Source organism: Marinobacter sp. RI1 (assembly GCF_041155085.1).
Taxonomy (GTDB): Bacteria; Pseudomonadota; Gammaproteobacteria; order Pseudomonadales; family Oleiphilaceae; genus Marinobacter; species Marinobacter nauticus.
Genome location: NZ_AP031605.1, coordinates 2374382 through 2400566 on the forward strand (window position 1 = coordinate 2374382; position 26185 = coordinate 2400566).

The window sequence follows — 26185 nt, forward strand, 5'->3', positions numbered from 1 at the left end:
AGATAATATTTGCCTGGTTGTCAAAATTCCGGCAGCGGGTTGCCGGTTCTGAAGACGTGCAATCGAAATGTCGGACAAAGGGGTGGGGCTGCCAAAAGCCTGTGATAAACTCCTGCGCTTGAATGTACCAAGCGAGCTGTCGATTTATGAGATTTCAGGCACCGGAAAGCCTATCCGAACAGATTGCCCAACATCTGGGGCAGCGCATTGTTGTTCGCGATCTCAAGCCGGGAGAGCGAATTCAGGAGCTCAAGGTCGCCGGCGATCTGAATGTCAGCCGCGGCTCCGTGCGTGAGGCTCTGCTGATTCTGGAGCGGCGTCATCTGGTTGAGATCTATCCCCGGCGCGGGGCGGTGGTGTCGGAGCTGACGATAGACTCGGTGAATGCCCTTTACGATATTTACATCGATCTGCTGTGCATGTTGGCTCGCAAGGTGCTGGAGCGTTGGCCAGGTGAACAGCTCGGCGGCGTGATGGGGCAGGTTAATGAAATGCAGGCGGTTATTGATGCCCTGAACTCGAATGCGCCCGATGCCGCAGAGCGGGTCATTGAAGCGGGGTTCGGGGTCATGCAGTATGCCTACCGTCTGGTTGACAATCCCTTGCTTGAGGAAACCCTCGAAAACTTCCGTCCCGCCATCAGCCGGACCTATTACGTGGCGCTGGATCATTTCCGGAGTGAGATCGCAGAAACCGGTACCTTCTTCCGTCGTCTGGCCGATGCTGCCGTTGAGGGCGATTCCGAGCGTCTGCAACGGGTTATTCAGGACTTTGGCGAGCATCAGCGCCACCAGGTTCTGAGTATTCTCACGGAGGAGACCGCCTGATATGCGGCTGAAGTCCATCAAGCTCGCGGGATTCAAATCCTTCGTTGATCCCACTACGGTGCCTTTCCCCTCCAACATGACCGCGGTGGTGGGCCCTAACGGCTGTGGCAAGTCCAATATTATCGATGCCGTTCGCTGGGTAATGGGTGAAAGTTCCGCGAAGTACCTGCGTGGCGAATCGATGACCGACGTTATCTTCAACGGTTCCAGTGCCCGCAAGCCGGTGGGACAGGCGTCGATTGAACTTGTTTTTGACAACAGTGACGGATCGGCGCCCGGCGAGTTTGTGAAGTTCAACGAGATTTCGGTAAAACGCCGGGTATCCCGGGAAGGGCAATCCGAGTATTTCCTGAATGGCTCCAAATGCCGTCGTCGTGACATTACCGATCTGTTCCTTGGAACCGGTCTCGGGCCGCGCAGTTACGCCATTATCGAGCAGGGCATGATTTCCCGGCTGATTGAGGCGAAGCCCGAAGAATTGCGGGTATACATCGAGGAAGCTGCGGGCATTTCCAAGTACAAGGAACGGAGGCGGGAAACGGAGAACCGTATTCGCCGTACTCAGGAGAACCTGGAGCGGCTGACAGACCTTCGCGAAGAGCTTGGACGTCAACTGCAGCACCTGGAGCGTCAGGCGGCCGCCGCGGAAAAATACAAAGCCTACAAACAGGAAGAGCGCGAAAAGAAAGCCGAGCTAACGGTGTTGCGCTGGAAAGCCCTTGATGACGATCTTCAGACCTGGCGCGGAAAAATCCGCGATACCGAGCTGGAACTTGAGAAGTTCCTGACCGAAAGGGTGAACCTCGAAACTTCGCTGGAATCGCTCCGGGAAGACCACCATGAACGGACCGAGCACTTTAACCGGGCTCAGGCCCGGTACTATGAGGCCGGGGCCGACATTGCCCGTATTGAGCAAAGTCTGGAGCACCAGCGCGAGCGCAGCCGACAGACTGCCGCAGAGCTGGATCAGGCCCTGGCCAACGAGCGCGAATTAGGCCGCGAACTGGAACAGGATGAAGAAAAGCTGGCCACGCTCCGGGAAGAGCTCGACATGATCGAGCCTGAGCAGGAGGCATTGGCGATACGTTCAGAGGAATCGGCCGAGAAGCTCCAGCAGGCAGAAGAGGCCATGAGTGACTGGCAGCACCGCTGGGATGAGTTCAGTACCCGTTCATCGGATGCCCGCCGGCAGGCCGAACTGGCGCAATCCCGAATTCGCTCTCTTGAAGACGCCATCGAACAGCTGAAAACCCGACAACAGAAATTGCGCGATGAGCAGGCGCTGCTGGACGGACAATTGGATCGCTCGGAGCTCGAGCAGCTTCTGGAAGAACAGGAAACCCTGGAACTGAAAAGGGAAGAAACCGCGGAGCGTATTCAGCAACTGCAGGATCAGGTGTATTCGAGCAGACAGGCTTTGCGCGAAGCCGAACAGAGTTCATCTGAATATCGCCAGACGGTACAGAGCCTCAAAGCCACGATGGAGTCCCAGCAGGCACTTCTGGACGAACAAATGGGTGCCGGCGACAATGCCCTGCAATCGTGGCTGGCCGATCAGGGGCTGACCGACGCGCCGCGACTTGCTGCGAAATTGTCGATTGAGGACGGCTGGGAGTTTGCCGTCGAGCAGGTCATTGGCCGCTTCACTCAGGGCCTGACGTTGCCGGAATTCGATCAACTGGCTACAGCCCTGGAATCGGCCCCCAAAGGTTTTGCTGTGGTCAGTGACCGTGCCGTTGCCTCCGAAACCCGTGGCCTGGCGGCCAAGGTGAGTGGTGTTGGGGCGATCAGCCAGCTGCTTTCTTTGGTTCAGGCTGCCGATACCCTTTCTGAAGCCATGGCCAACCGATCTGGTCTGGCGCCTGGCGAGAGCATCATCACCCGGGACGGTGTCTGGCTTTCTCGTGACTGGTTGCTGATGCCTGACTCCGATGCCGCTCAGGTTGGTGTGATTGAGCGTCAGAAAAAGGTAACGGAATTGCAGGCAAAGCTGGCGGAAGCAGAAGCCAGGCTCGAGCAGGCAACCGAGCAGCTTGAGCATCTCCAGGAGAAGGCGGAGCGTGCCGAAACCGAACGGGACGAGGCTCAAGCCCGCCACAGCGACGTTGAGCGGGAGCTTGGGGCTCTGGCCTCACGTGCCAGTGGTCTGAAAGCCAGGGCAGAGCAGATTGAAGCCCGGCTGTCCCGGATCAGGGAAGACATTGCGGATGTGGGTCTTGCGTTGGAAGAGCAGCAGGCCAACCTCCAGGAAGCCCGTGAAGAGTGGGATATTGCACTCGCATCCAGCGAGGACAGTGAGGAAGAGAAAGAGCAGTTGCTGGAGCAACGGGATTCTCTGAGGGAAACACTGGACCGCCTGCGCCAGGAAGCCCGGCATGACCGTGATCACGCTCATCAACTGCAACTACAGTTGCAGACACTCCAGAGCCAGCGCGACGGACTGCAGCAAACCATCGACCGGATGCAGATGCAGAAAGAGCGTCTGGAAGAGCGGCTGGATGTACTCAGGGAATCCCGCGAAAGTGCCGAGGAGCCTATTGAGGATCTCCAGTTGCAACTTGAAGGGTTGCTGGAACGACGACTGGCCGAAGAAGAAAAGCTCAGTGCCGCCCGGGATGCCCTGGAAGAGATTGATCGACAGGTTCGTGATCGCGAACAGGGGCGGAGCCGAACCGAGCATCAGGTTCAGGAAATCCGGGCTCGGCTGGAAAAACTGAAGATGGAATCCCAGGCCCTGGAAATTCGCTCCGGCAACCATATTGAGCAGCTCAAGGAGCTCAACGTTAAGCTCCAGGAAGTTCTCGAACAGCTGCCAGAGGATGCTGAAGAAAAGGTCTGGGCCGAAGAGCTGGAGAAAATCGGTAACCGTATCCAGCGTCTGGGAGCAATTAACCTCGCGGCCATTGAAGAGTATCAGGTACAAAGCGAGCGAAAGACCTACCTGGACGAGCAGCACAACGACCTGATGGAAGCGCTGGAAACCCTGGACAATGCTATCCGGAAGATTGACCGGGAAACCCGGCAGCGCTTCAAAGAGACGTTTGATCAGGTGAATGGCGGCCTGCAGGCCCTTTTCCCGAAAGTATTCGGTGGTGGCAATGCCTATCTCGAGTTGACCGGGGAAGACTTGCTGGAGACTGGCGTGGCCATCATGGCGAGGCCGCCGGGCAAGAAGAACAGCACCATCCACCTGTTGTCGGGGGGTGAGAAGGCGCTGACAGCCATCGCGCTTGTGTTCTCGATTTTTCAGCTCAATCCCGCTCCGTTCTGTATGCTGGACGAAGTGGACGCGCCGCTGGACGACGCCAACGTGGGTCGCTACGCGAATATGGTTAAGGAGATGTCGAAACAGGTTCAGTTCATCTACATTACCCATAACAAGATCGCCATGGAGATGGCGGATCAGTTAATGGGGGTCACCATGCACGAACCCGGCTGCTCGCGCCTGGTATCTGTTGATGTGGATGAGGCCGCCGCGCTGGCTGAGGCCTGATAGGCGCAGTGGTTGGTGAAATGCTCGCCAACCATGACAATAACGCCATCTGGGCCCGGTGTGCGTTGTATTCATTACGGGCTTTTCTTAGAGTAGCAACGTTCCAAACTGCAAACAGGACAGCAGCATTATGTCACTTAGGGAATGGTTAATTGCCATAGGTACCCTGGTTATTATTGGAATTGTGATTGACGGTGTGCGCCGTATGCGGCGTGCCCGGAAGGAATCCATGGCCATTTCGTCGGGTATGGGGGCTGACGAGCTCAAGGATTCCCCGCTGGATGATGACTTCAACCCGGAATTGCCAAACGGTGGTGCTCGCACGGTTTCCCGCTCGACACTGGAAGACCGGGGCTATCTGAAACGCGATATGTCCGCGCCCGTAAGTGCTGATCAAGAAGACGATGTAACCCCGGAATCCGGCTGGAGCGCCCGGGACGACGATGAGGGTGACGGCATCCTGAGCCCTCCCAGGGTCGTGAAACCGGAAACAGAAGAATCCGAGCCCGTTGAGTGCGAGGCGGTCAGCACTCCGGCACCGGCGGTGGATAGATCGAAAACCAGGCCCTCCCGTCCTGAAAAGGCCAAAGCCGAACCCGAACCCGAACCCAGAGCGGAAGAGCCGCCGGTGGTTACCACCGAAGTTGAGGAAGATACCGCCAGGCGAACGCCCAACAAGCCGCGCAAGAATCAGCCCCTGGCCGGAGCCAATCGCCCCGAGGCCAGGGAAGTGCTGGTGATCAACGTGTTGGCCCGCAGCGGCGAGCAGTTCCAGGGCAGTAAGCTCAAGAGCCTGTTTGAGGCCTGCGGCCTGGAGCATGGCGATATGGACATTTACCACCGCCATGAATCCGAGGACACTACCACGCCTGTGCAATTCAGTGTCGCCAATGCCGTGGAGCCGGGTACCTTCCGCCCGCAGGACATGGCTGGCCTCAGCACCCCTGGTATCAGTTTCTTCATGAGCCTGCCGGGGCCCACCAATGCGTTGCAGGCCTTCGAATTTATGCTTGAAACTGCCCAGTGCGTAGTCCGAAACCTTGGTGGCGAACTGAAAGATGAGCGCCGAAGCGTAATGACGCCGCAAACCATTGAGCACTGTCGCCAGCGCATTCGTGAGTTTGAACGCAAACAACGCTCCCAGCGAGCCTAGCAGCCCGTCCGGACCCCAGACCCGATGACCAACGTTCCCGAAACTATCCGGAAGCGCGTGGACTCTCTGCGCGCTACCCTCGAAGACCACAATTATTACTACTACGTTCAGGACGACCCCAGGATCCCCGACGCCGAGTACGATCGGTTGTTTCGGGAGTTGCAGAAGCTGGAAGCCGAACACCCGGAACTCGCGACAGAGGATTCGCCGACCCGCCGGGTAGGCAGCAGCGCTGAGACCAGTTTCGAGGAAGTTACCCATCGCCTGCCGATGCTGTCGCTGGATAATGCCTTCAGTGAGGACGAGCTACGGGATTTTGACCGTCGGGTTCGTGACCGGTTGGGAGAGGACGGGGCCATTGAGTATGTCTGTGAGCCCAAGCTGGACGGTCTCGCCGTCAGCCTGCACTACGAAAACGGTACATTAACCCGTGCCGCGACCCGGGGTGACGGCTATACCGGCGAAGATATCACCGCCAATATTCGTACCATTCCGTCGGTACCTCTCAAGCTGCGTGGCTCGGGATATCCGGATCTTGTTGAGGTCCGCGGCGAGGTGTACATGCCCCGTGCCGGTTTCGAGAAGCTGAATGAGCGCCTGGCAGAGCAGGGCGAGAAGACCTTTGTAAATCCCCGCAACGCTGCTGCCGGAAGCCTGCGCCAGAAGAAATCGACGGTAACCGCCAGGCGCCCGTTGGAACTGTGTGCCTACAGTATGGCGGTAACTGATGAAAGTGTACTGCCTGAAACTCATTGGGACAGTTTGCAGCTTGTCAGGGACTGGGGGTTCCGGATCAATCCGGAAATGCGCAAGGCCGAGGGTGTGGAAGCCTGTCTGGATGCCTACCACGAATTGATGGCCAAGCGCGACAGCTTGCCCTATGAAATCGATGGCATTGTGTTCAAGGTAAACCGTCTCGATCTTCAGCAGGAGCTGGGTTTTGTTTCCCGCGCCCCGCGTTGGGCGATCGCCCACAAGTTTCCGGCCCAGGAAGAGCTGACGATCATTGAAGATGTGGAATTCCAGGTGGGTCGAACCGGAGCAGTGACACCGGTAGCCCGCCTGAAGCCGGTGTTTGTCGGCGGTGTGACTGTGTCAAATGCAACCCTGCACAATATGGATGAGATCCGACGCCTGGACGTTCATATCGGCGATACGGTGTTCATTCGCCGGGCCGGGGATGTTATCCCGCAGGTAGTGAAGGTGGTGCCGGAAAAGCGCCCGGCCATGGCGCCGATGGTTGAAATGCCCGAGCACTGCCCGGTCTGCGGCTCGGATATTGTCCAGATTGAGGGAGAGGCCGTTGCGCGGTGTTCGGGCGGCCTGTATTGCCCGGCTCAGCGCAAGGAAGCGATCCGGCATTATGCCTCCCGGAAGGCCATGGATATTGAGGGCCTTGGGGACCGGCTGATCGAGATGTTGGTGGACGAAGGTATGGTCAGCACCGTGGCGGATCTTTACCGGCTGACGAAATTCCAGATCGCCAGTCTGGAGCGTATGGGCGACAAATCTGCGGCAAATCTTACTGCCGCCATCGATCGCTCCCGTGAACCGCTGCTTTGGCGGTTCCTTTATGCACTTGGTATTCGTGAAGTGGGTGAGGCGACCGCCAAGGGGCTGGCAGCCCATTTCGGCACGCTGGAAGCGATTTCCGAAGCGGATGAAGAGTCTCTCCAGACGGTGCCTGATGTCGGGCCTATTGTGGCCGGTCATATCCGGAGCTTCTTTGATCAGCCCCATAATCAGGAAACACTTGCGGCGCTGAAAGAAGCAGGCGTCACCTGGCAGGAAGAGCATGTGCTGTCGGTCGATGAACAGCCTCTCAGTGGTCAGACCTGGGTATTGACTGGCACTCTCTCAGGCATGACACGGGATCAGGCCAAGGAAAAGCTTGAGCAGCTCGGTGCCAAGGTTGCTGGTAGTGTCTCCAAAAAAACCGCCTGCGTTGTCGCAGGCGAGGCCGCCGGCTCTAAACTGGCCAAGGCTGAGCAGTTGGGGGTGCCTGTGTTGGATGAGGCAGGGCTGGCCGACCTGCTGCGGGAACATGGTATCGAGGTCTGAGGGCTGCTGGCCAAAGAATCTGAGAACTCGCGCAGATCGCTCCGGATTCAAATTGGCTACCATGGCGTTGATCTGTAACGGTGTGTAAACCGGATGCCAGGCATCCGGGCACGGCCATAACAATAACGTCATGAAACGGATTTTTGCATGCGCGCCGATTTGTTCTCCCGCTCAACCGCCTCGGGCCGCCTCCTTGGTGTTGCCTTGATTGCCCTGGCAGCAACCGGCTGCAAGACCGAAAAAGATCCTGACCAGCCCACGTTGTTGGGGGCGCCACCGACCACCGCCTATCTGGGGGTGGAGTATTACTACAACTGGGGTGCCTATGGCGGTGAAAGCATACTCGATTACTCGCTGACCAATGCGCCATCCTGGCTTGCGCTGGAAGACACCAGCAATAAGGCGCGTCAGGGTATTATCATGCGCGGTGTGCCTGGGCTATCCGGAGGCAACCGGGGTGAAGCTGATCTTGGCCAGACCGAGAATATCGAGATAGTCACCACGGACGGCCGCATGGCGGGTTTTCAGCCGTTTGATATCGACGTCAAGCGGAACGTTATCACCTTAGCCGGAGCCAATCTGAAAGAAGGTGAAAGCCAGGAGAGCGAAGACGAGTCGGAAGAGCGGTGTGCGGTGCCTGAGCTTGATGCCGGCTCCTATTCTTATGAGCTCCAGAAGTTCACGGATGAGGGCGCGCCGGATGGAACTGAGTCAGTCACCTACCCAACCAAGCGCGCGTATGTAAAAGTAAATCTGGATCAACCCTCGGTTACCGAAGTCAAAATCGCCTTTGAGTTGCGTTCTGATTTCGACCCAACTGCCTGTGACAATGACGAAACTGATCCCGCCCATCAGGACTGCAAATATAGCCGCGCCAACACCGGTGCGATTATTATTGGCGAAGACCTTGTTGCGCTCAGCGACGAACTGAATCACCCCGTTGATAAAGAGGGTAACCCCCTCGAGTACGTCGAGTATGACACGACTGGCGATACGGTAACCGGCGGTGTTGTGACACTGAAGCCCGGTCTTACCGAGTGCTACATTCCCTTTGAAGTGGTTGACGACCTGATTCCCGAGCCAACAGAAGTGGCGACCATGGTTCTGACCGAAGTACGCCAGGGCATTGCCTCGCTGGGCAATGGTAGTGTTGAGGTCAAAGCCAACCTTTCAATTGAGGATAACGAGCCGCTACTCAGCATAGAAACCGTCAATGGCGGTAGTCGCGATACGATCAATACCGAGACCACTCGTGAGTATCGCGCCATTCTCACGGGTGACCGTAAAACCCTGTTCAGAGCCAAGCTGGCAAGAATTGGCGAGCTGACGGGTGTTGTCGAGGACGAAACTTTCGAGATTGTTGAGAAGAATGCTCAGGGTACCTATGACCCAATTGAGGAGCTGGTATTCCCGCTGGAGCAGGATGAAATCACCTTTGGTGTGCGTGCGCTTGTTTATAACAATCTTCAGGATGAGTTGGACGACAACGCTGCGCCTATTGGCGTCGATGTAAATTACCAGGCTGGCCGGGCCGGATATGCGAGGGGCGAGTCTGAAACACTGCTGAGGTTGAACCTGAACCGTCTGATTGAACCGCTGGTCTGGAGTGATGGCTTTATGGCAACGGATGTGTCGCTGGGCCATGAGGGCCGGGTGTTTGTTGCTGGTTACCTTCCCGGGAACAATCAGATCCAGGTCCGCATTTATGACCAGGCGGGTACGGAGCTGCAGATTGTTGAGGTGACAGACCCGGCGATAACGCTGCAACCTTCAGACGTATTCCTGGACGTTGGTGTACGAACGGTCACTGAAAACAATAACCGTGTGAATCGTTATGAAATTGCCGTTGCTTTCAGCTCTGACCAGGCAGAACCGGGTGCTCCCGTTGGCGGGTCTGATGCGGTAACGGCCCTGTTTCATTATGACGGTGCTTCGGGGAACTATCTTCCGAGCTGGATCGGAAACAATATCTTCAGAATTGGCACGCCGGCGGACGATTCGGTGCGATGGGTGGGCATTAACGGCACCACTGGCTATGTGTTGGTGGGCGGCGAAACCCGCGGTGCCTGGAATACCGATGCCTACCAGGGCGGCACCGACAGTTTCCTGGCCCGCATTGATACGGCGGAGAACGCAGGGGCTCTGGAGCCGACCCTGGCCTGGACACGGCAGGTTGGCTCATCAGGTGATGAGACCGTGGTCGGTGGTAGCTCACAAGGCTCGCTGGCTCTGCTGTTCGGGGCGTCGCCAATGACGCTTGATGGCCTCGGAAATGTTGGCCCGTATTTCTTCAATGGCAACACCGGAGAGTCACCGACCGTGTATCAGGTGGGTGAAGACAGCTCTGAATCGCTCGGGGACGGTCTGTATGGTGGTGCCGGGGTGGTGCTGGTCGGCGACGCGCCCTATAGCTACCGATTCCGTGAAGCGCAGCCAGAGGATGCCGGTACCGAAAATGCGGAGGATGAAATTATTCGCACGCGGCTGGATAATCGGGCCGGCTTTGTTTTGGGATTCAATACTTCAGGCGAACCTCTGAGCGCGTACACCGTTGATGATGCGGGTGATCTATCCAACGAATTCCTGACCCGTGGTGTCCGGTTTGACGGTGATATTGTGGTGTCGGGCAACACCAACGGGAGCTTTGTTGAAGGCCAGGCGGCGCCGGTGGCGGGCACAGAGAGTATCCTGGCGAGAGTGGATACCTCCGAATCTGACGTAGCCTTCCGCAACTGGCGTAGGCAACTGGCATTCGAAGGTCTGGACATTCTCGATCTGGAGAATTACCGCGACGATGAAGTGGTGGCGTTGGTGAACCGAAATGGCGAAAGGATGCTGCTTGTTTTCAGCCCGGAAGGTGAGTTACTGACACCGATAACGCCGTAATCCTCCGGGTTGCAGGTCCGGGGTGGGTCAGACCGCCCCTTCCTGTCGGCCCGCATTGGCATAGAGCTTCAGGTAGTCGGTGCTGGTGACCACGCCGGCGGGTTGTCCGGCAGCATTGATGACCAGGGCCGCATTCAGCCGGTGAGCGAGCATCAGGCGTGCCAGTTGATGGGCGTCGGTTTCGGGAGATGCAGTCAGAAAAGCCGGTAGTTCAATGTGAATCAGGCTTTGGTTCAAAGCTTCCGAACTGTTCTCGTGAATCCACGAAAGAAGCCATCGCAGGTCGATCAGGCCTGCGACATTGTTATCCGAGAGCACGACCAGATGGTGAACGCCGTGTTCTTCCATGGTCTCCAGCGCCTCTGCGACGGTGGCAGAAGCAGGAACCGAAAACTGCGCTGGCGAGCTGATGTCGGCGACTGGCAGGTAAACCCTTTCCTCCCGACGTTCGCCCGCAGCAGCGGCACCATATTCCTGAAGTGCGCGGAAGCTGCTACCACCACCGCCGCTGTGCACCGCCTGCTGGAACTCGGCGTCGGTAGCCTCGCTGTGTTCGGCAGAAATGGACGCAGACTCCGACAGCTCGGTGACATCGCCCACCCGGCGACTTCGGAACGCTTCGGGTAACCGGGTTCCGATCGGACGTCCGGGTTCACTGACGAAAATGGACATGGTTCCACCTCTCCGGGGATTTCCCCCTCTACTGCCACCTTATGACGGTTTATCGGCCGCCGGACCGTTCGCTATAGCTCGAGTTTATTACTATACGGTTAGTTGGTTCCGGTAAAGGCGTCCCGTTTCCACACGACGGGCGAGCCGGGTATTCAGGCAGGCCGGTTGCTGGCAGATCCGGTCGGCCAGATATTCCGCCAGCAGGGGAGCCCATACCAGGCCTTTGCTGCCAAAACCGGTGAGCAGATACACGCCGGTCCGGGATATCTCATTGTTGCCGGGGCACGGACCAGCCACCGGCTGATAGTCGTGTGTGGTACAGCGAAATCCCACGCGCCCCTGAAGATGTTCTGCCTGTATGTGTTCTGAGATGTTTACGGAGGGCAGCAGTTCCCGAAGTTGGTCCAGGTTTTCCTGATGTCCCTTGGGCGTTGGTTCGGGGTTATCGTCGCGCAGATCAAATGTGGCGCCGGTTATGGCACTGCCGTCATAAGCGGGGTTCAGGTATTTGGTGCCACAAATGACCACGTCTGGAAGTTGGCAGTCGTCTGCGGGTATGCGCGTGACCTGTCCGCGAATGGGCTTGAGGCGCAGCGACTGGCCCTCAGGTACTGGAGCGAGGGCAGTGCTTTCATGGCCGGCAGCAACCACAACCTTTGCGGCTCTGAGAGATCTTCCGTCACTGGCCTGAATGACCCAGTGGTTGTCTGCCCACCTCAGCGTACCGGCCTTGAACCCGAAAATCGTGTGGATGAGTGGGTGCTCAATCAGCGTTTTGCACGCTCGGGCCGGTTGTAGCCACCCGGAACCCGGAAACCATAGCCCTTCGCGCTGGACCGGTATGCCGGCAATACGACTAGCTTCGGTGGGTGATACGGCACCCAGCAGGTTTTCGGGGTAGCTGCTACGTTCCAGAAACCGCTTTTGGCGATCCTGCTCCTGGTCTGTGGCTGCAAGCTGCAGCAACCCGCTTGGGTGCCAGAACTCGCCCTGCCAGCGTTGGTAGAAGCGCTGACTGAAGCAAAGCGCGGTGGCTGCGAGCTCTGTCTGGTCGTTGTACTCGACACCGAGTTTTACGTACAGGGCCCCCTGGTCGTTACCGGAAGCTCCTGCTCCGGGGCCACTGGCCTGGTCGGCAAGCACCACCGGAACGCCCCGTTCCGCCAGGTTGCGGGCCAGAGCGGCACCGGCGATCCCGGCACCAATGATGACGATGGGGTCAGTTCCGACAGTGGGGGCAGAGACCTCTTCCGAGGTTGGCAGTCTGCCGGTCAGCATTTCCCGCTTGCGCCCGAAGCCGGGAACTTTCGCCATCTCGAAGCCTTCATCTGCCAGCGCACGACGAACCCTGCCGACCGAGGTGAAGGTGGCCAGGGTGGTGCCTGGTTGGCTGTGAGCCCGAATCTGATGAATGGCTTTTTCGAGCCACATGTCCGGGTTCAGCGACGGCGCAAACCCATCAAGGAACCAGGCGTCGGCTACGAATTCCAGTTCGTTCCAGGCGTCCAGTACATCGCCAAAACAGAGGGTAAGCCTGATAGCGCCACCGCCAAGTACCAGGCGGTGCGTTCCTTTGATCAGCGGTGGGTAGTTCTCAATCAGCTCCCGAGCCAGGGGCTGCAGCCCCGGCCAGCTCTCCAGGGCCTTTTCCAGATCGGCCAGAGACAGGGGGTAACGTTCCACCGAGATGAAGTGAAGAATTGCGTGGTCTTTATCGTCAGGTCGTTGAGCCAGCCACTCGGCCCAGGTCGCCAGGAAGTTGAGCCCGGTTCCGAAACCTGTCTCGGCGATCACAAAGTGGCTGTTCCTGTCCAGTTCGGCGAAGCGCCCGGGTAGTCCATTTTTTTCGATGAACACGTAACGGGTTTCGGCCAGACCGTCATCTCTGCTGAAGTAAACGTCGCCAAAGCGCGCTGATTCAGGCACTCCGTCTCGCCATATCAGCTCCGCCGGTTCCATTGCCGGCGGACGAAGGTCGTTAATCATGGGGCTTAGTTGTCTTTTGTGATTTCTTCGGCGGACTCGATGATGACCGGGCTCACCGGAACATCGGCCATTCCGCGCTGGTAGCCGGTCTGGACCCCTGCGATACGATCAATCACACCCATGCCATCGGTCACCTTGCCGAAAACCGCATAGCCCGGGCCCCGAACTCCGGCGTTCAGGAAATCATTATTGGCCACATTGATGAAAAACTGGCTGGTGGCAGAATCCGGCGCATTGGTTCGGGCCATGGCGATGGTGCCGCGAAGGTTGGGCAGGGTGCTGGTAGCTTCGTTCACGATGGGAGCTCGGGTCTGTTTACGCCCCAGGTTCTCATCGAATCCGCCGGCCTGAACCATGAAGCCGGGAATAACCCGGTGAAAGATGGTGCCATCGTAAAAACCGCTGTTTACGTAAGCCAGAAAGTTTTCCACGGTTTTGGGCGCAACATCGGGCCGAAGCTGAAGCACGAAAGAGCCCTCCGTCGTGACAAAACGGACCTCAGGAAGTGCCGGTTCCTCGTTCTGCGCCACGGCTGGTGAGGTGGTCAGCAGAGTGGCAACGAAGGCAAACAGGACAGACATCACAATCGGGACGAGTTTTACGGGATTTGTCATTTCAAGGCAGCTCTCTGTTACAGGTGGTGACCAGAATACTGAGATAATCCGGTTATTACGTAGTTTGTGCAGATCTTAACAGATCATTACGCCATTAAGGGCAAATCAGAACAGCACGCTCAGAGGTTGTGGGCTACGCTTCACTTGACTGTTGAATACCGGGCCGGGTTGTACGGTGATCACTGATACTGCAGGAGGAATCTGGTGAGAATCCGTCAGGGTTTTGAAGAGAAATCCCGGCTTGGCCGGTTGCTGATCAATCGTGGCTACCTGTCTGAAGGTCAGCTGGAAGAAGGGCTTCGTGCGCAGAGGGAAACCGGGCAGCGCCTCGGTGAGGTGTTAATTGCTGCCGGCTGGATCTCAGAGAGGGAACTCCACCGCGTACTCAAGCATCAGTCGCGTTACCGCAATGCAGCAGCGCTGGTTACCATGGTCACCTTGCCATTTCAGCCCTTGGTGTCACTGGCGTCCAGCAACACCAATGCAGCGCAGATAGGCGCCGGAGCGGGCGAACTCTACGAGCGGAGCGGACTCACCCCCCTCTCGGAAGAGGAAATGTCAGGGGTGTCTGCACAAAGCGGTATTGGCCTGATGGAGCGTCTGGAGGCCGTGTCTTCCATGCCCGCCAGCGCCCGGGACGATCTCTCAGGAGAATCTCCCGATGTCGATGTGGTGGAAGGGATCAGACTGGCGGCAAATGTATTCGTGCCGGTGCTCAGTTTTCTGGATTCAGACCTTACAATTACGGGTGTGCATTACCGGGACTCAGAGCCTCGCTACTCGCTACAGGAAGACGGAGGCCTGAGGCTGGCATTTCCGGAGCGTATCGAGGAAATCCGGATGGATAATATTCGCGTGGTGGGCGGCCAGACTCCACCCATGGGCAATGTCAGCATTCGCGATATCCGCTTTCACCCGGATTCCCAGATGACCATCTATACGCGTTGAAAATCTTGCCCTGAAACGAAAAATGCCCGGAAGATCTCCGGGCATTTCGTTGTCTGTGAGCGATGGGCGTATCAGGCGCTGGCCAGAATGTTGGTGCTTGAGACGTTGGTCTGCTGGCCTTTGGCACCATAGAGCTTCTGCTGAGCGGAAGCACCTCGGAAGATGTCGGTAAGGCGTGACAGGCGCTTTTGCAGGTGGCCAAGAATTCGGCCGTTGTTCTGGTTCACGGCCTGGCATTCGCGCAAACGGGTGTCGGCGTCTTTCCAGAGTTGGTACAGCTCATCCATACCAGCGGCGCGAATGAAGCGTGATGGCTCTCCGGCATTGGGCTTGTAGCCCATATTCACCAGCAGGTGAATCTTCTTTTTGGCGCGTTCGCGTATGCCCTCAAGAATCTGGTTTTTCCGGCTGGTCATTTCCTGGAGGGGTTGGATATCCGCAGAGGAGAGCACGGATTTTTCCTGGTGGAGTACTTCCGCCAGCGACTCAAGCTGGCGGATATCTTCCTGAAGAATCGCTTTCAACTGTTCATGTGCAGTCATGCTTTACTCACCCGAAAATGCTTTTATCCATCTCAAGCATTTTCTGGGCCAGTTTCTGGGCATCTACCTTGTAGGTGCCGTTCTCAAGAGCAGAACGAATCTGTTCGATGCGATCATCGTCCATTTCGGGGTAGTCCCCCAGCTTCTGCTCAAGTTGCTTCAGGTTTTTCGCCTGATTGCTCAGGTTCACGTTTTCGCCACGGGCAGCGGGGCTCTGGGCCTTGGCTTGCTCGCCTGTGGGCGCCTGTGACGTTTGATTGCCTGAGGCTTTGTCGGCCGTGGTGCGCGTGGTGTTGACCTGGCCGGGGCCAATTCCATTTAAGTCAACTGACATATCAATACCTGCTTGCCTGGGGCCACAAGAAAGTGGCGTATTCGGGTTTATATCTGCTTAACGGCAAATCCGCGCCATACTTTAGTTACAAAACGGAAAACATTTGCCGCTCTTGCTGTTTGCCGCCTTACATCGGAATTTCGACCCGCCCGGGGCCGACGGCACGAGCTTTGACTGTCCGGGACGAGCGGAGGTTTTCCACCAGTACCTGTTCTCCAACGCCCGCGCTCGCCAGTGCCTTACCGCGAGATGATACCGAGAATGAGCCTGAGCGCGCGGTGATAATAACATGGTCACCCCGCTCAATCGCGTTGGGAGCTTCAAGGAGATCCGGGGTCATTACCGTGCCGGCGTTCACCGGGCGGCGCATCATCATGCCTGAAACGGACTCTTTGCGGGTGAGGACGCCTCGACGACTGGCATTGATCTGCACCGAATTTACGGTGACCAGGTCCGGCGTCAGGCGTTCGCCCCGCGCCAGAGGACGGGCTGCTATCAGGGCAGGGCCGTGAACCTCGACGCTGGTGGTAACGTACATTCTCCAGGGGCGCTCACCACTGCAGGAAACCAGGACCGACGGGCTGGTGGTCTGTAGCGGATCGCCCGCAAACTCGGCGTTCAGCCCCTGGTTGCAGGCAGCAAGGGCGATGCGGCTGTCGATAGCGCCAACTTCGTAGCGGCTCGTGTAGCCCTCGGCAGCAAGGGTTCTGGACCACTCTGCCAGGAACGTCTGGGCAGCGTCACGGATGGCTTCAGCATTGGTTCTCTCTGAAGACAGAGTGATTGGGCTCAGTGATAGACACAATGCAGCCAAAAAGATGATTCGCATACGCACCGGTTTGTCCTATGCTGTGTTTATCTGTGTGTATTGTCGAAATCCGCTAAGGATTCGGGTTTTCGGGCCGTTAACCGTTAACAGGTTGCAGGCGTCAAAGATTTGTCTTGGACAGGCCTGAAAACACCTTACAAAGGTCAAAGCAATATTGATGCCGGTAAAGGCGCGCCAGGAGTAAAGCATCATGACAGGGGTACTCGACAGCGTTAATCAGCGAACGCAACTGGTCGGTAAGAACAGGCTGGAATTATTACTTTTTCGGCTCCGGGGGCAGCAGCTATACGGTATCAACGTCTTCAAGATTAAAGAGGTGCTGCAATGTCCCAAGTTATCCTCGATTCCCAACAGTAAAACGGTGGTGAGAGGCGTTTCTCATGTTCGGGGGGAGACCATTCCCATTATTGATCTGAGCATGGCGATAGGGCTCGCGGGCATACCGCAGGAGCAGTTAGCTACAAGCTTTGTGATCATTACGGAATACAATCGTAAAACGCAGGGTTTTCTCGTGGCTGGTGTCGAGAGAATCATGAATATGAATTGGGAGGATATTCTTCCGCCACCCAAGGGTGCGGGAAAGGATGTTTACCTGACTGCGGTGACGAAGATTGATGATAAGCTGGTAGAAATCATAGATGTAGAAAAGATTCTTGCAGAAGTTTCTCCGCTCAGGGAAGATGTTACGGAGGAGTTGGTTGCCAGGAGTGCCGAACGTGTGCCGGGCCACCTGCCTGTGCTGGTGGTGGATGACTCTTCGGTGGCTCGTCGGCAGATCGAGCGTTGCCTGACCGCTATAGGAATGGAAGTGGTTACCAAAAACGATGGCAAGCAAGCACTGCAGTATCTCAAAGAGATAACTCAGGATGGATCGCGCGCAAATGATCACCTGTCTCTGATTATCTCTGACGTTGAGATGCCGGAAATGGACGGCTACACCCTGGTTACCAGAATCAAAGAAGATCCGGCTCTGAAAGATATGTATGTAATGCTGCACACCTCGCTGAGCGGTGTCTTCAACCGGGCGATGGTGCAGAAGGTGGGCGCAGACGATTTCATGGCGAAATTCAGCCCGGATGAGCTGGCCGAGCGAGTAATGGAAATTATTGATCAGCACTGATGCTCGGCTGATGGTTTCACCCACGAAGAGATCCAATGAAAGCGGACATAACGCCCCAGGAATACGAAGCCTTTAAAAAGTTCCTGCAGGATGCGTGCGGCATCCTGCTGGGTGATAACAAACAGTATCTTGTAAAGAGCAGGCTTCGGCGCATTCTCGAAGAAAACAGCCTGAATTCCCTTGGAGAGCTTCTGGAACGATTAAAGAGGCCTGGAAGGGCAGGCTTGCGCGAGGTGGTCATCGACGCGATGACGACCAACGAGACACTTTGGTTCAGGGACAACCATCCGTTCCGGATTCTGCAGGAAAAGCTCTTGCCAGAGTTTGCCGAGCGCAGTTCACTCCAGCCGTTAAGAATCTGGTCTTCCGCCTGTTCTACTGGCCAGGAGCCATACTCCGTCGCCATGGTAATTGACGAATTCCGCCGCACCCGGCCGGGTAAGCTGCGGGATGTAAAAATCACGGCAACGGACATTTCCAAAAGCGTGCTGGAGGTTGCCCGGAGAGGCGAGTATGAAATGATCGCCATCGGCCGCGGTCTGTCGCCGGAGCGTCAAAAGCACTTTTTTACCCCCTCGGCCAACGGTGGTTGGCAGATTCGACCGCAAATCAAGTCCATGGTGGAATTCAAGGAATTGAACCTGCTGGATCGATACATGCTTGGCAAGTTCGACATCATCATGTGCCGGAATGTGCTGATCTATTTCTCAGCGGAACTGAAAAAGGACATTCTTACCCGGCTGCATGGTGCTCTGAATCCCGGAGGCTATCTGATTCTTGGTGCTTCTGAGTCTTTGAACGGGCTTCCCAATCTCTACGAAATGGTCCAGTGTCACCCTGGCATCATCTATCGCAAAAAATAGCCGGGAACTGTTCAATGCGGAGTAGGGGACCGATGTGGAGAATCTGAACCTCCGACATCTCTATTATTTCTGGGTTATTAGCCGAGAAGGCTCTATTGCCCGAGCCAGCGAGGTGCTCGACCTGGCACCCCAGACCCTCAGTGGCCAGCTTGCGACCTTTGAAGGCGCGGTGGGTGGCCGGTTATTCAGCCGCGAGCGCCGGCAACTGGTGCTCACAGAACTCGGCCATATGGTTCGCAGTTATGCCGATGAGATCTTCGAGCTAACCGGTCAGTTGTCTGAAACCCTGAGGGCGGGGCCTGAACACAGGCCGCTTTCCTTGTCTGCGGGCATATCGGCGTCTATCCACAAACTGATCGCCTATTACCTCCTTCACCCGGCGATGAAGCTGAACCGGCCCGTGCAACTGGAATGCCGGACCGGCCGGACGGAAGATCTTCTTCTCAGCCTCAAGCGGAAGGAGCTCGACGTTGTACTGACCGATAGAATGCCCCAGGCAGAATCTCCTGAACGTTTCGCGGTTCATCCGCTATCCCGGTCTACCATCAGTCTCTTTGCTGCACCCGAACTGGCGGAGCAGCTCAAAACCGGCTTTCCTCACTCGCTCAATCACCAGCCGTTACTGGCGAACGCTACCGATGCGCCGTATTTCGAGAAACTGATGCACTGGTTCAATCTCAATAATGTCCGAATGAACCTGGTTGCCCGAGTCGATGACAGCGCCCTTATCAAGGTGTTTGGTCGGGAGGGACTTGGTGTGTTCGCGGCGCCTACGATGATTCAGGATGAAGTGTGCCGTCAGTATCAGGTGGCTCTGATTGCTTCGCTCGATGAGGTGACGGATCAGCTGTTTGCGGTCTCCCGAAGCCGAAAGCTGGCCCATGAGGGGGTGAGGGCAATCTGCGAGGCTCGTCAGGGGATCTTTGAGCGCTAGACTTCACTCTGTTAAAGCATCGAAAAATACGATGTTTTTTGCTTAATAAAACTTATTTTATCGAATTCTGCAGTGCTCCATTATGGAATCGTATTCCGCAGTATCCAGAGGAGCGCAGCTATGAAAACGATTCACAAGTTCAGACTTGAGCCTGGTAAAGAGCCTACCACCCTGACCTTGAGAGAGGGTTATGAAGTGGTGCGCTGCGAGTATCTGGTGCCGCACAAAGCGGTCTTCCTTTGGGTACAGCAGCCTTTGAATGTAACCACGCCTACTGTGGAACGGCAGTTCCGGGTGGCAATGTCGGGTGAGCCGGTTCCCGATCGGTTCCAGTACATTGATACCGCGCTTGACCCGTTCGGCCCTGAGGCCTATCACGTCTTCGCGGTGCCGGCAGGTGAATTACACCTCACTGGTAATGGCCACGAGCGGGCCGGCGATGAAATGCTGGGTGGCGCTGGGTGGCAAGGGCGTTACGCGTCCTGAATATGATCGCTAGCAAGCAGCGTTGCACGCGCTCTTGGGCCCCATCTGGGGCCCTTTTTACGTTTCAGGGGAGTGGTTTACCGGTAAGTGGCCGGTTTTTACCCAGATGACCGTCTCCTGTTCAACAAACGGATGATGTTCGCTCATATGCGGGCTGCGAATCCAGCTTCCTGCGGGATACCGGCCGTGTTCATCACAGAATTCGCCCGACAGCACAAAGATCTCTTCTCCACCAAAGTGACGATGCGGCTGAAAGGTTTCGTTTGGCGGCCACTTCACCAGGGCAACGTGTTCATGTTCGAATTCGTGCAAAGGCATAACCTGTAAGCCGCCAATGCCGGGTAGCCAGTGGCCGGAATTGGTATCGATTCTGACCGTCGCGGTATCTCTCGGGTCGAACTGATGGAGTTTGACCAGCAGGGTGCAGCCCTCTTCACTGAACGGTGCGTGACTGCTGCCCGGAGGGTTCCGGATGTAGGTGCCGGCCGGATAGTGGCCGGTCTCGTCGGAAAAAACGCCTTCAAGCACCAGAATTTCTTCGCCCAGAGGGTGTTCGTGGGTAGAGAAGGAGGAGCCGGGCTTATAGCGTACAACGCTGGTGGCGTGGCCCCGCTCCGCTTCCTCTCGGGCCAGTGGTTTGCGCTCAACGCCAGCGGCGGGGCTGGGCACCCAGTGCTGTTCGTGGGTGAGAATAACAACGCGCCGGGAAAAGTCCATGTTGAGCATAGTGTATCTACGTTCTGTCATTCACTTTATCAGGGCCTGAATGTCCCGGAAGTGTGGATGCTTGCAGTGAACCATCCACTCGAAGGCCACCATTTCCGTGGTAACAATGCGGGCGCCGCTCTGGTGCAGTCGATCCAGGGCAACGTCCCGGTCAAGTTCGCTACGGGATCCGGTGGCATCTGCCACCACCCACACCTTATAGCCTGCATCCAGGAGGCTCAGGGCGGTCTGCAGCATACATACGTGGGTTTCGCAGCCTCCGATGACAATGTGTTGCCGGCCTTCGGGCAATTCGTCGATGAGTCCGTCCGGGCAGGCGTCGAAATGGGTTTTCTCCAGAGTTTTGTTGCACAGCTCCTTAACGCCTTCCAGATTCGGCCCAAGTTTTTCAGGTATCTGCTCAGTTGCAATTGCAGGTACGCCAAGCAGTCCCGCAATGGTTGCCAGTGTAATGCAACGCTCAGCAACCGCGTCGCCCTCGCTGATGGCGGGCATCAGCCGTTCCTGAACGTCAATGAGTAACAGGGTGGATTGGTCGGCTTTCATCAGCATGGTCATTCTCCTGGACGTGTTGAGCGGGTTTCCTGAAAGGATACGCCATGGACCCCGGGTTTGTTATGCCCGAGGCCGTCGTAAGGTTCTTCTGAAAAAAATTTTTGATGAATTCAAAACATGGAGTTGCCAAACGCCGTCAAAACCATTAAAGTTTGCGCCCTCAAATGAGCGACGAGATCGCTGATTTGAAACAGTTTATTGGAGAGGTGGCCGAGTGGCTGAAGGCGCACGCCTGGAAAGTGTGTATACGTTAATAGCGTATCGAGGGTTCGAATCCCTCCCTCTCCGCCAATACAAAACCCCAGCAGAAATGCTGGGGTTTTTTATTGGCCGATTGGGTGGGTAGAAGAACCCTCGCGGGTTCGACCGAAGGCTGCGCAGCAGCCGCAGGAACGTCGGAGCAAAGCGACGACGGCCCCGAAGGGGTGAGGGCCGCAGGCCCGAATAATCCCTCCTATTCTTAGGCAACTCTTATCGACTGCAGCACAAACACCCCGGTAGTTACGGTCACACTCGCCAGCAATGTCGTCAGTGCAATAATGTTCGCGGCCATGCGATCGTTGCCGCCCAGGGCCCTCACCATCACGAAGCTGGCCGCTGCCGTTGGGCTGGCGAAGAACAGGAACATGAGCCCGAGCTCCCGCCCTTCAAAGCCGGCCAGCCAGGCGACAAGTGTGCACAGTGCCGGCAAAGACACCATCTTCCAGATGGATGAACCCATGGCCGGGCCGCTGTCGCTGCGTATGGATTTCAGTGAGACCGTTGCGCCGATACAGAGCAGGGCGAGAGGCAGCGTTAGCGAAGCAAAGTAGTCGCCGCTGGTCATTACCCATCCGGGAAGCCTGATTTCAAGGGCTGCGAAAGGAATGGCCAGCACTACGCCGATGATCAGTGGGTTTCTGGCAATGTCTCGCAGGGTGTTGGTCAGGCTCATGGTTTTACCGGGCTGATACGCCAGCAACACGATCACCGATAACGAGTTGTAGACCACAATCACCAGAGCCAGTAACAGGCCCCCGGCCGAGAGCCCATAGTCTCCGTAAAGGTTGGCTGCCAACGCCAGACCTACGATGCCACAATTGCCCCGAAACGCGCCCTGAACATAAACCCCGCGATCCTCTTGCCGGACCCGCTTTGTTGCCCAGAACCAGACAAGGGCAAAACTGGCCAGGGTCGCCAGGAAGTAAAAGATCAGCATGCTGATGCTGAGGGTGGTATCCAGGTCGGCTCTGATAATGCTCAGGAAAACCAGGGTGGGGAGTGTGGCCTTGAAAACCAGGGCAGAGGCGGTGGCGATGAAGCCCTGGTCAATCCAGCCAATGCGCCGAAGACCGATGCCGATAAAGACCATGGCAAAGACAGGCAGCGTGGTCTCCAGCGTATACAGAAAGGTACCAAGAAGGCTGCTCAATGTGTGGTCCTGAAGTCAGTGAATTCCTGAGTAGCTGGCAGTTCCTGAGCCGCCACCTCATCGACCACCGCGCGTTCCGGGCCTTCGTGACACCATTCATGCAGTGCCTTGAGCTGGAGTGGCTCGCCCTCTGCCACGATTTCGACCCTGCCGTCGGGTAAATTTCGTACCCAACCTGTGAGGCCCAGTTCCCGGGCTTTCTGTTCGGTGGATGCCCGGTAGTAAACGCCTTGTACTTTGCCGCTTACCAGCAAGTGCCAGCGATTGATGGTCATCGTGTTCCTCCTTGCGTTGATTGCAAGCAAAAAGGCCTCCGCAAGGGAGGCCTGTGACACCGAATTATAACGTCTGTCAGTCGAATGTTCTCGACCGCACGGTGTCTGGTTTAAGGAAAGGCTTGTCTCCGGTGTTGTCGTGGTCACCCAGTAACTTGCCATCGGATTCCCGAACCTGACCATACATGGAGTGTTTGTGGAAGGTAGGCCCGAATTTTTCAGCGGTTTCCTTCACATCGCCCGTGTAGCGCGGATCTTGTGGTCGCTCCTGGCTGTCCATGTAGAAGGCGATATCCCAGGCTTCCTGATCGGTCAGGGAGTTGGGCTGCCCCAATGGCATGTTGTTCTTGATAAAGCCAGCTGCGGTATGCAGGCGCACAATACCAGCCCCCCAGTTGTTGGACATATCTCCCCAGGGGGCCGGGAATACTGTGTGGCCGTCGATACGCAGGCCTGTCCCATCTTCAGCGTGGCACACCGCGCAGTTTTCCTGATATAGCTTTTCACCGTTGGTGTAGCTCAGTTCAGCCGGCCGCTCGGGCGCCGGGAAACCCCGGCCATAGATGGGCTGTTTGGGGTACATCTCCACACCTGTCGCCAACCACTGATGGTAGGCAGACAGTGCCAGCATATCGTCACTGCCGTACTCCAGCGGCTTGCCGTTCATGGAATAGGTGAAGCAGCCTGCAATCCGTTCCTCCAGGTTGTTTACATGGCCGTTCTTGCCGCGATAGCCGGGCAGGGTGACGGCAGCCGGCCAGATAGGCGCGCTGAAAGGCATCCGGCCTTCGCCCAGATGGCAGCTGGAACAGTTCATATTGTTGAACACGTTCTTGCCACGCAGTTGCTGGGTGTTGGTGAACAGGTCATAGCCCCTGCGGATAACCTTTTTCAGTTCCGGATGGATGTCGGCTTCTTCCAGGTCTGCCATGGACGGCGGAATGTGTACCAGTTGGTTTTCGTTCGGGGCAGGAAAGCCCATGGCGGTGAGCTGATCGATGTAGGCCTGGGTTCTGTCGTCATTGGCCGCAGCGGTTACCGGAAGTATTACGCAGCCGGAGAGGGCGACGGTTAGCAGTGTGCGCATCATGATCTTTGTCCCTCAGTTGCTGGCGGTGTTCTGGTTGGCAAGCCAGACGGCGACCGCGTGAATGTCGGTATCGCTCATGCGGCGTGCAATGGAGCCCATAAGATCCTGGGGATCGTTCTTGCGGGTCCCTTCCTTCCAGGCTTTCAGTTGTGCCTCGATGTAACCCGCGTGCTGGCCTGCAATGCCGGGAAATACGTCGCCAGCACCCTGGTTCCCGGGGCCGTGGCAGCTTTTGCAGGAAACAACGTATTGGGACCAGTCGCCACGCTGAGCCAATTGTTCGCCCCTGGTCAGAAGTGCTTCATCGGCTTTTTGGCCGCCTTCACCAGCGGTGGGTTCAAGCTGGCTGTAGTAGGCCGCAACGTCGGCAATCTTTTGATCGTCCAGCATGTTGACGAAAGGCATCATGGTGGGGCTGGTCCGGGAGCCATCTTTGATGTCATGCAACTGTTTGGCCAGATAGATGGCATTCAGCCCGGCCAGCCTGGGCCAGGATTCTCCACCTTCGATGTGTTTGCCGCTGCCATCTGCCTGGTGGCACGCTACGCAGAGGTTGGCGACCTCCTTGCCGTTTTGTGGGTCGCCAGATAACGCAGCAGATGCAATACCTGCCGTGGTGGCCAGCCCGATTGCGGCCAGTATCACTGGGAGTTTGCTCACGGTCGATTGTCTCTCTCTTGTTCTGAATAAGTACGCTTTAGCACTGATAGTTATGTGCTTATAGCCGTAGTGTGGCCTCAATTCTTGCTTGACGAAGGTCAATAATGCAAGGGAACCCCTCCGAAAGGCGAAGATGGAGATGCACATTTCGGGATTTTCGTTTACTGTCCTATTCAAAGAATGGCATCAAAGAGCCATCCTGCAAACGAATGAACAGGGACAACTATGGCGACCGTCAATCCATCTCAGGAAGAGTTACAGAAGATTCTTGATGAAATCCCCAAAGATCAGCCTGTTGTGATGCTGAATCTGCTTCGGTTCAGGGACAAGGCTGCATACAAGGATGACAGCGAAGACTGTTCCGGAAGGGATGCTTACAAGCGTTATATGACAGAGGCTGCCCGCAGTGTCTCGGAAGTTGGTGCCGAGGTGATCTGGTCTGGCCGTTCCGTCGGTTCGCTGATTGCGCCGCCGGATGAATCTTGGGATCAGGTGCTGCTGGTCCGCTACCCCTCCATTAACGCGTTTCTGGCGATGATTGAAAGCCCGGAATACAAGGGCGTGGTGAAGCACCGCACGGCCGCGCTGGAAGATTCCCGGCTGGTGGCCAATGTTGAGGGCACCCCCTGATTTTCGGGTGCCTTACAGGATGCCTGATTGCTGAATGGCCATGTAGGCTGCAGTGCCGGCCGCGATAGAAAGCAGCGCGTTTCTGCGCCACAGGTGAACGGCAACCACCAGTAATGCGGGTATCAGCGCATCTGCGCCAGGTGCCTGTGCCTGCCAGTCCGCAGACCTCTGCAAAAATACTGTGGCCAGTAATGCCATCACGGCTGCGGGCAGGAAGCGCCCGATGTGTTTGACCAGAGGGTGTTCCGTGTGCTTTTCAAAGAACAGGAAAGGCACCACCCGGGTCGCAAATGTGGCCAGGGCGGAGATGGCAATAAACGCCGCCAGGTAGCTACTTTCACCCACGATTTGCGTCTCCTGCCATGGTGTCTGTTCGATACTTCCGGTAGTGCAGAAGAAGCACTGCAGTAACCAGTACAATGCCTGCTATCAGTTGATGGGTTGCCGGCACCAGCATCATGGCAAACGCAGCTGCCGCCGCCCCCGCCCACACCGGAAACGAATCCCCCAATGCTTTCAATTGTTCGATGGTGAGCACAATAAACAGCGCCACGAGTGCAAACTCAATGCCGGTACTGTTGAAGGCGACAGTCTTGCCGAGTACCGCACCCAAGGTGCATCCGACAATCCAGTAGCCCTGGTTCATGGCCGTGATCCGGAAGTCCACATGCTGTTCCTGTTCGCGATTGGCCGAACGGGGGCGGCTGGTGAGCAGGGAATAGGTTTCATCGGTCAAACCGAAAATCAGATACGCCTTACGCCAGCCGGCGCCACGGAATTGTCCCAGCAGCGACAACCCATAGAAGAGATGTCGAGCGTTCAGTACGAACATGGCAACGGCCACCTCAACCAGTCCGGCGTTGGCAGCCAGCAGGCTGACCGCCAGAATCTGGCCGGCACCGGCGTAGATAACCAGGCCCATCAGGGGGGCAATCCACCAGGGATAATCCAGTTGCGTGGTAAACAGCACACCGAAGGCCATACCAAGGGGGATGTAGCCAAATAAAATCGGCAGAGTGAGTTTGAAAGCGTGGTGATTCATTAGCATCCGAACGGAAATAAAAGAGCGATGATAGTGATTTAGCAGTTA

Annotated in this window: 25 protein-coding genes and 1 tRNA gene; 12 read left to right on the top strand and 14 right to left on the bottom strand. The window is 56.7% G+C overall.

Going from position 1 to position 26185, the window contains the following annotated elements:
* Positions 1 to 146: 146 nt before the first annotated feature.
* From ACAM27_RS10650 to ACAM27_RS10670, 5 genes are all read left to right on the top strand, one after another.
* A complete protein-coding gene (locus ACAM27_RS10650; RefSeq protein ID WP_222197827.1) occupies positions 147 to 827 on the top strand; it encodes a GntR family transcriptional regulator in 681 nt (226 codons plus the stop codon).
* 1 nt (position 828) lies between these two features.
* Positions 829 to 4320: a chromosome segregation protein SMC gene (gene smc, locus ACAM27_RS10655; protein ID WP_222197826.1), complete on the top strand. Its 3492-nt coding sequence runs from the start codon at positions 829 to 831 to the stop codon at positions 4318 to 4320.
* Positions 4321 to 4450: 130 nt separating this feature from the next.
* Positions 4451 to 5473 (top strand): cell division protein ZipA, encoded by a 1023-nt coding sequence (gene zipA, locus ACAM27_RS10660; protein ID WP_222197825.1) that lies wholly within the window; start codon positions 4451 to 4453, stop codon positions 5471 to 5473.
* Between the two features lie 24 nt (positions 5474 to 5497).
* Positions 5498 to 7534, top strand: a complete 2037-nt coding sequence (ligA, locus tag ACAM27_RS10665; protein WP_222197824.1) for an NAD-dependent DNA ligase LigA — start codon at positions 5498 to 5500, stop codon at positions 7532 to 7534.
* Positions 7535 to 7681: 147 nt separating this feature from the next.
* Positions 7682 to 10420, top strand: coding sequence for a hypothetical protein (locus ACAM27_RS10670; protein ID WP_222197823.1), 2739 nt, complete (start codon positions 7682 to 7684; stop codon positions 10418 to 10420).
* A 27-nt stretch (positions 10421 to 10447) separates the two neighbouring features.
* Here the strand turns inward: ACAM27_RS10670 and ACAM27_RS10675 are convergent, their stop codons facing one another.
* From ACAM27_RS10675 to ACAM27_RS10685, 3 genes are all read right to left on the bottom strand, one after another.
* Positions 10448 to 11092: a CBS domain-containing protein gene (locus ACAM27_RS10675; RefSeq protein ID WP_014421707.1), complete on the bottom strand. Its 645-nt coding sequence runs from the start codon at positions 11090 to 11092 to the stop codon at positions 10448 to 10450.
* A gap of 90 nt (positions 11093 to 11182) precedes the next feature.
* On the bottom strand, positions 11183 to 13078 hold the full coding sequence (gene mnmC, locus ACAM27_RS10680) for a bifunctional tRNA (5-methylaminomethyl-2-thiouridine)(34)-methyltransferase MnmD/FAD-dependent 5-carboxymethylaminomethyl-2-thiouridine(34) oxidoreductase MnmC (protein WP_222197822.1): 1896 nt from the start codon (positions 13076 to 13078) through the stop codon (positions 11183 to 11185).
* Positions 13079 to 13083: 5 nt separating this feature from the next.
* Positions 13084 to 13692: a peptidylprolyl isomerase gene (locus ACAM27_RS10685; protein ID WP_199453160.1), complete on the bottom strand. Its 609-nt coding sequence runs from the start codon at positions 13690 to 13692 to the stop codon at positions 13084 to 13086.
* A 204-nt stretch (positions 13693 to 13896) separates the two neighbouring features.
* On the opposite strand from ACAM27_RS10685, the gene ACAM27_RS10690 reads away from it, so the two are divergent.
* Positions 13897 to 14640 (top strand): pilus assembly protein PilB, encoded by a 744-nt coding sequence (locus ACAM27_RS10690; protein WP_222197821.1) that lies wholly within the window; start codon positions 13897 to 13899, stop codon positions 14638 to 14640.
* A 71-nt stretch (positions 14641 to 14711) separates the two neighbouring features.
* Here the strand turns inward: ACAM27_RS10690 and ACAM27_RS10695 are convergent, their stop codons facing one another.
* The 3 genes from ACAM27_RS10695 to flgA all read right to left on the bottom strand — a co-directional run bounded on the left by ACAM27_RS10695 (position 14712) and on the right by flgA (position 16351).
* A complete protein-coding gene (locus tag ACAM27_RS10695) occupies positions 14712 to 15182 on the bottom strand; it encodes a flagella synthesis protein FlgN (RefSeq protein ID WP_222197820.1) in 471 nt (156 codons plus the stop codon).
* A 7-nt stretch (positions 15183 to 15189) separates the two neighbouring features.
* Positions 15190 to 15516, bottom strand: a complete 327-nt coding sequence (gene flgM / locus ACAM27_RS10700) for a flagellar biosynthesis anti-sigma factor FlgM (protein WP_011784682.1) — start codon at positions 15514 to 15516, stop codon at positions 15190 to 15192.
* A gap of 127 nt (positions 15517 to 15643) precedes the next feature.
* Positions 15644 to 16351 (bottom strand): flagellar basal body P-ring formation chaperone FlgA, encoded by a 708-nt coding sequence (gene flgA, locus ACAM27_RS10705; protein ID WP_222197819.1) that lies wholly within the window; start codon positions 16349 to 16351, stop codon positions 15644 to 15646.
* Positions 16352 to 16535: 184 nt separating this feature from the next.
* Here flgA and ACAM27_RS10710 point away from each other — a divergent pair, with 184 nt between their 5' ends.
* The 4 genes from ACAM27_RS10710 to ACAM27_RS10725 all read left to right on the top strand — a co-directional run bounded on the left by ACAM27_RS10710 (position 16536) and on the right by ACAM27_RS10725 (position 19748).
* Positions 16536 to 17465, top strand: a complete 930-nt coding sequence (locus tag ACAM27_RS10710; protein WP_121206373.1) for a chemotaxis protein CheV — start codon at positions 16536 to 16538, stop codon at positions 17463 to 17465.
* A 35-nt stretch (positions 17466 to 17500) separates the two neighbouring features.
* Positions 17501 to 18328, top strand: a complete 828-nt coding sequence (locus ACAM27_RS10715; RefSeq protein ID WP_023008233.1) for a protein-glutamate O-methyltransferase CheR — start codon at positions 17501 to 17503, stop codon at positions 18326 to 18328.
* Positions 18329 to 18362: 34 nt separating this feature from the next.
* Positions 18363 to 19262, top strand: a complete 900-nt coding sequence (locus ACAM27_RS10720) for a LysR family transcriptional regulator (protein WP_014421700.1) — start codon at positions 18363 to 18365, stop codon at positions 19260 to 19262.
* A 120-nt stretch (positions 19263 to 19382) separates the two neighbouring features.
* Complete coding sequence (locus tag ACAM27_RS10725) at positions 19383 to 19748, top strand: hypothetical protein (protein WP_014421698.1); 366 nt, start codon at positions 19383 to 19385, stop codon at positions 19746 to 19748.
* A 57-nt stretch (positions 19749 to 19805) separates the two neighbouring features.
* Here ACAM27_RS10725 and ACAM27_RS10730 read toward each other — a convergent pair whose 3' ends face one another.
* Together ACAM27_RS10730 and ACAM27_RS10735 are read right to left on the bottom strand one after the other, a co-directional pair.
* Positions 19806 to 20474: a cupin domain-containing protein gene (locus tag ACAM27_RS10730; protein ID WP_222533826.1), complete on the bottom strand. Its 669-nt coding sequence runs from the start codon at positions 20472 to 20474 to the stop codon at positions 19806 to 19808.
* Between the two features lie 21 nt (positions 20475 to 20495).
* Entirely contained in the window at positions 20496 to 21026 is a 531-nt protein-coding gene (locus tag ACAM27_RS10735) for an isochorismatase family protein (RefSeq protein WP_141067685.1), read from the bottom strand.
* 203 nt (positions 21027 to 21229) lie between these two features.
* Here ACAM27_RS10735 and ACAM27_RS10740 point away from each other — a divergent pair.
* Positions 21230 to 21320 (top strand) — tRNA-Ser (locus ACAM27_RS10740).
* Between the two features lie 169 nt (positions 21321 to 21489).
* On the opposite strand, the gene ACAM27_RS10745 is transcribed toward ACAM27_RS10740, so the two are convergent.
* From ACAM27_RS10745 to ACAM27_RS10760, 4 genes are all read right to left on the bottom strand, one after another.
* Positions 21490 to 22440, bottom strand: coding sequence for an AEC family transporter (locus tag ACAM27_RS10745; protein WP_222533659.1), 951 nt, complete (start codon positions 22438 to 22440; stop codon positions 21490 to 21492).
* Positions 22437 to 22715 carry an acylphosphatase gene (locus ACAM27_RS10750; protein ID WP_011784691.1) on the bottom strand — a complete coding sequence of 93 codons (279 nt, stop codon included), beginning with the start codon at positions 22713 to 22715 and terminating at the stop codon, positions 22437 to 22439. Before ACAM27_RS10750 ends, ACAM27_RS10745 begins: the two co-directional genes overlap by 4 nt.
* A gap of 76 nt (positions 22716 to 22791) precedes the next feature.
* A complete protein-coding gene (locus tag ACAM27_RS10755; RefSeq protein WP_141067687.1) occupies positions 22792 to 23805 on the bottom strand; it encodes a c-type cytochrome in 1014 nt (337 codons plus the stop codon).
* A 12-nt stretch (positions 23806 to 23817) separates the two neighbouring features.
* On the bottom strand, positions 23818 to 24465 hold the full coding sequence (locus ACAM27_RS10760; protein ID WP_222533660.1) for a cytochrome c: 648 nt from the start codon (positions 24463 to 24465) through the stop codon (positions 23818 to 23820).
* Between the two features lie 225 nt (positions 24466 to 24690).
* Between ACAM27_RS10760 and ACAM27_RS10765 the strand changes: the two genes are divergently transcribed.
* Positions 24691 to 25095: a DUF1330 domain-containing protein gene (locus ACAM27_RS10765; RefSeq protein ID WP_011784694.1), complete on the top strand. Its 405-nt coding sequence runs from the start codon at positions 24691 to 24693 to the stop codon at positions 25093 to 25095.
* Between the two features lie 12 nt (positions 25096 to 25107).
* Here ACAM27_RS10765 and ACAM27_RS10770 read toward each other — a convergent pair whose 3' ends face one another.
* On the bottom strand, positions 25108 to 25440 hold the full coding sequence (locus ACAM27_RS10770; protein ID WP_014421679.1) for a branched-chain amino acid transporter permease: 333 nt from the start codon (positions 25438 to 25440) through the stop codon (positions 25108 to 25110).
* Entirely contained in the window at positions 25433 to 26137 is a 705-nt protein-coding gene (locus ACAM27_RS10775; protein ID WP_023008252.1) for an AzlC family ABC transporter permease, read from the bottom strand. Before ACAM27_RS10775 ends, ACAM27_RS10770 begins: the two co-directional genes overlap by 8 nt.
* Between the last annotated feature and the right edge of the window lie 48 nt (positions 26138 to 26185).

Bases quoted from the DNA above. Each gene is read 5' to 3' on its own strand.
- ACAM27_RS10650 (WP_222197827.1), top strand. From the start codon at position 147: ATGAGATTTCAGGCACCGGAAAGCCTATCCGAACAGATTGCCCAACAT.
- smc (WP_222197826.1), top strand. From the start codon at position 829: ATGCGGCTGAAGTCCATCAAGCTCGCGGGATTCAAATCCTTCGTTGAT.
- zipA (WP_222197825.1), top strand. From the start codon at position 4,451: ATGTCACTTAGGGAATGGTTAATTGCCATAGGTACCCTGGTTATTATT.
- ligA (WP_222197824.1), top strand. From the start codon at position 5,498: ATGACCAACGTTCCCGAAACTATCCGGAAGCGCGTGGACTCTCTGCGC.
- ACAM27_RS10670 (WP_222197823.1), top strand. From the start codon at position 7,682: ATGCGCGCCGATTTGTTCTCCCGCTCAACCGCCTCGGGCCGCCTCCTT.
- ACAM27_RS10675 (WP_014421707.1), bottom strand. From the start codon at position 11,092: ATGTCCATTTTCGTCAGTGAACCCGGACGTCCGATCGGAACCCGGTTA.
- mnmC (WP_222197822.1), bottom strand. From the start codon at position 13,078: ATGATTAACGACCTTCGTCCGCCGGCAATGGAACCGGCGGAGCTGATA.
- ACAM27_RS10685 (WP_199453160.1), bottom strand. From the start codon at position 13,692: ATGACAAATCCCGTAAAACTCGTCCCGATTGTGATGTCTGTCCTGTTT.
- ACAM27_RS10695 (WP_222197820.1), bottom strand. From the start codon at position 15,182: ATGACTGCACATGAACAGTTGAAAGCGATTCTTCAGGAAGATATCCGC.
- flgM (WP_011784682.1), bottom strand. From the start codon at position 15,516: ATGTCAGTTGACTTAAATGGAATTGGCCCCGGCCAGGTCAACACCACG.
- ACAM27_RS10710 (WP_121206373.1), top strand. From the start codon at position 16,536: ATGACAGGGGTACTCGACAGCGTTAATCAGCGAACGCAACTGGTCGGT.
- ACAM27_RS10715 (WP_023008233.1), top strand. From the start codon at position 17,501: ATGAAAGCGGACATAACGCCCCAGGAATACGAAGCCTTTAAAAAGTTC.
- ACAM27_RS10725 (WP_014421698.1), top strand. From the start codon at position 19,383: ATGAAAACGATTCACAAGTTCAGACTTGAGCCTGGTAAAGAGCCTACC.
- ACAM27_RS10730 (WP_222533826.1), bottom strand. From the start codon at position 20,474: ATGCTCAACATGGACTTTTCCCGGCGCGTTGTTATTCTCACCCACGAA.
- ACAM27_RS10735 (WP_141067685.1), bottom strand. From the start codon at position 21,026: ATGCTGATGAAAGCCGACCAATCCACCCTGTTACTCATTGACGTTCAG.
- ACAM27_RS10750 (WP_011784691.1), bottom strand. From the start codon at position 22,715: ATGACCATCAATCGCTGGCACTTGCTGGTAAGCGGCAAAGTACAAGGC.
- ACAM27_RS10755 (WP_141067687.1), bottom strand. From the start codon at position 23,805: ATGATGCGCACACTGCTAACCGTCGCCCTCTCCGGCTGCGTAATACTT.
- ACAM27_RS10765 (WP_011784694.1), top strand. From the start codon at position 24,691: ATGGCGACCGTCAATCCATCTCAGGAAGAGTTACAGAAGATTCTTGAT.
- ACAM27_RS10775 (WP_023008252.1), bottom strand. From the start codon at position 26,137: ATGAATCACCACGCTTTCAAACTCACTCTGCCGATTTTATTTGGCTAC.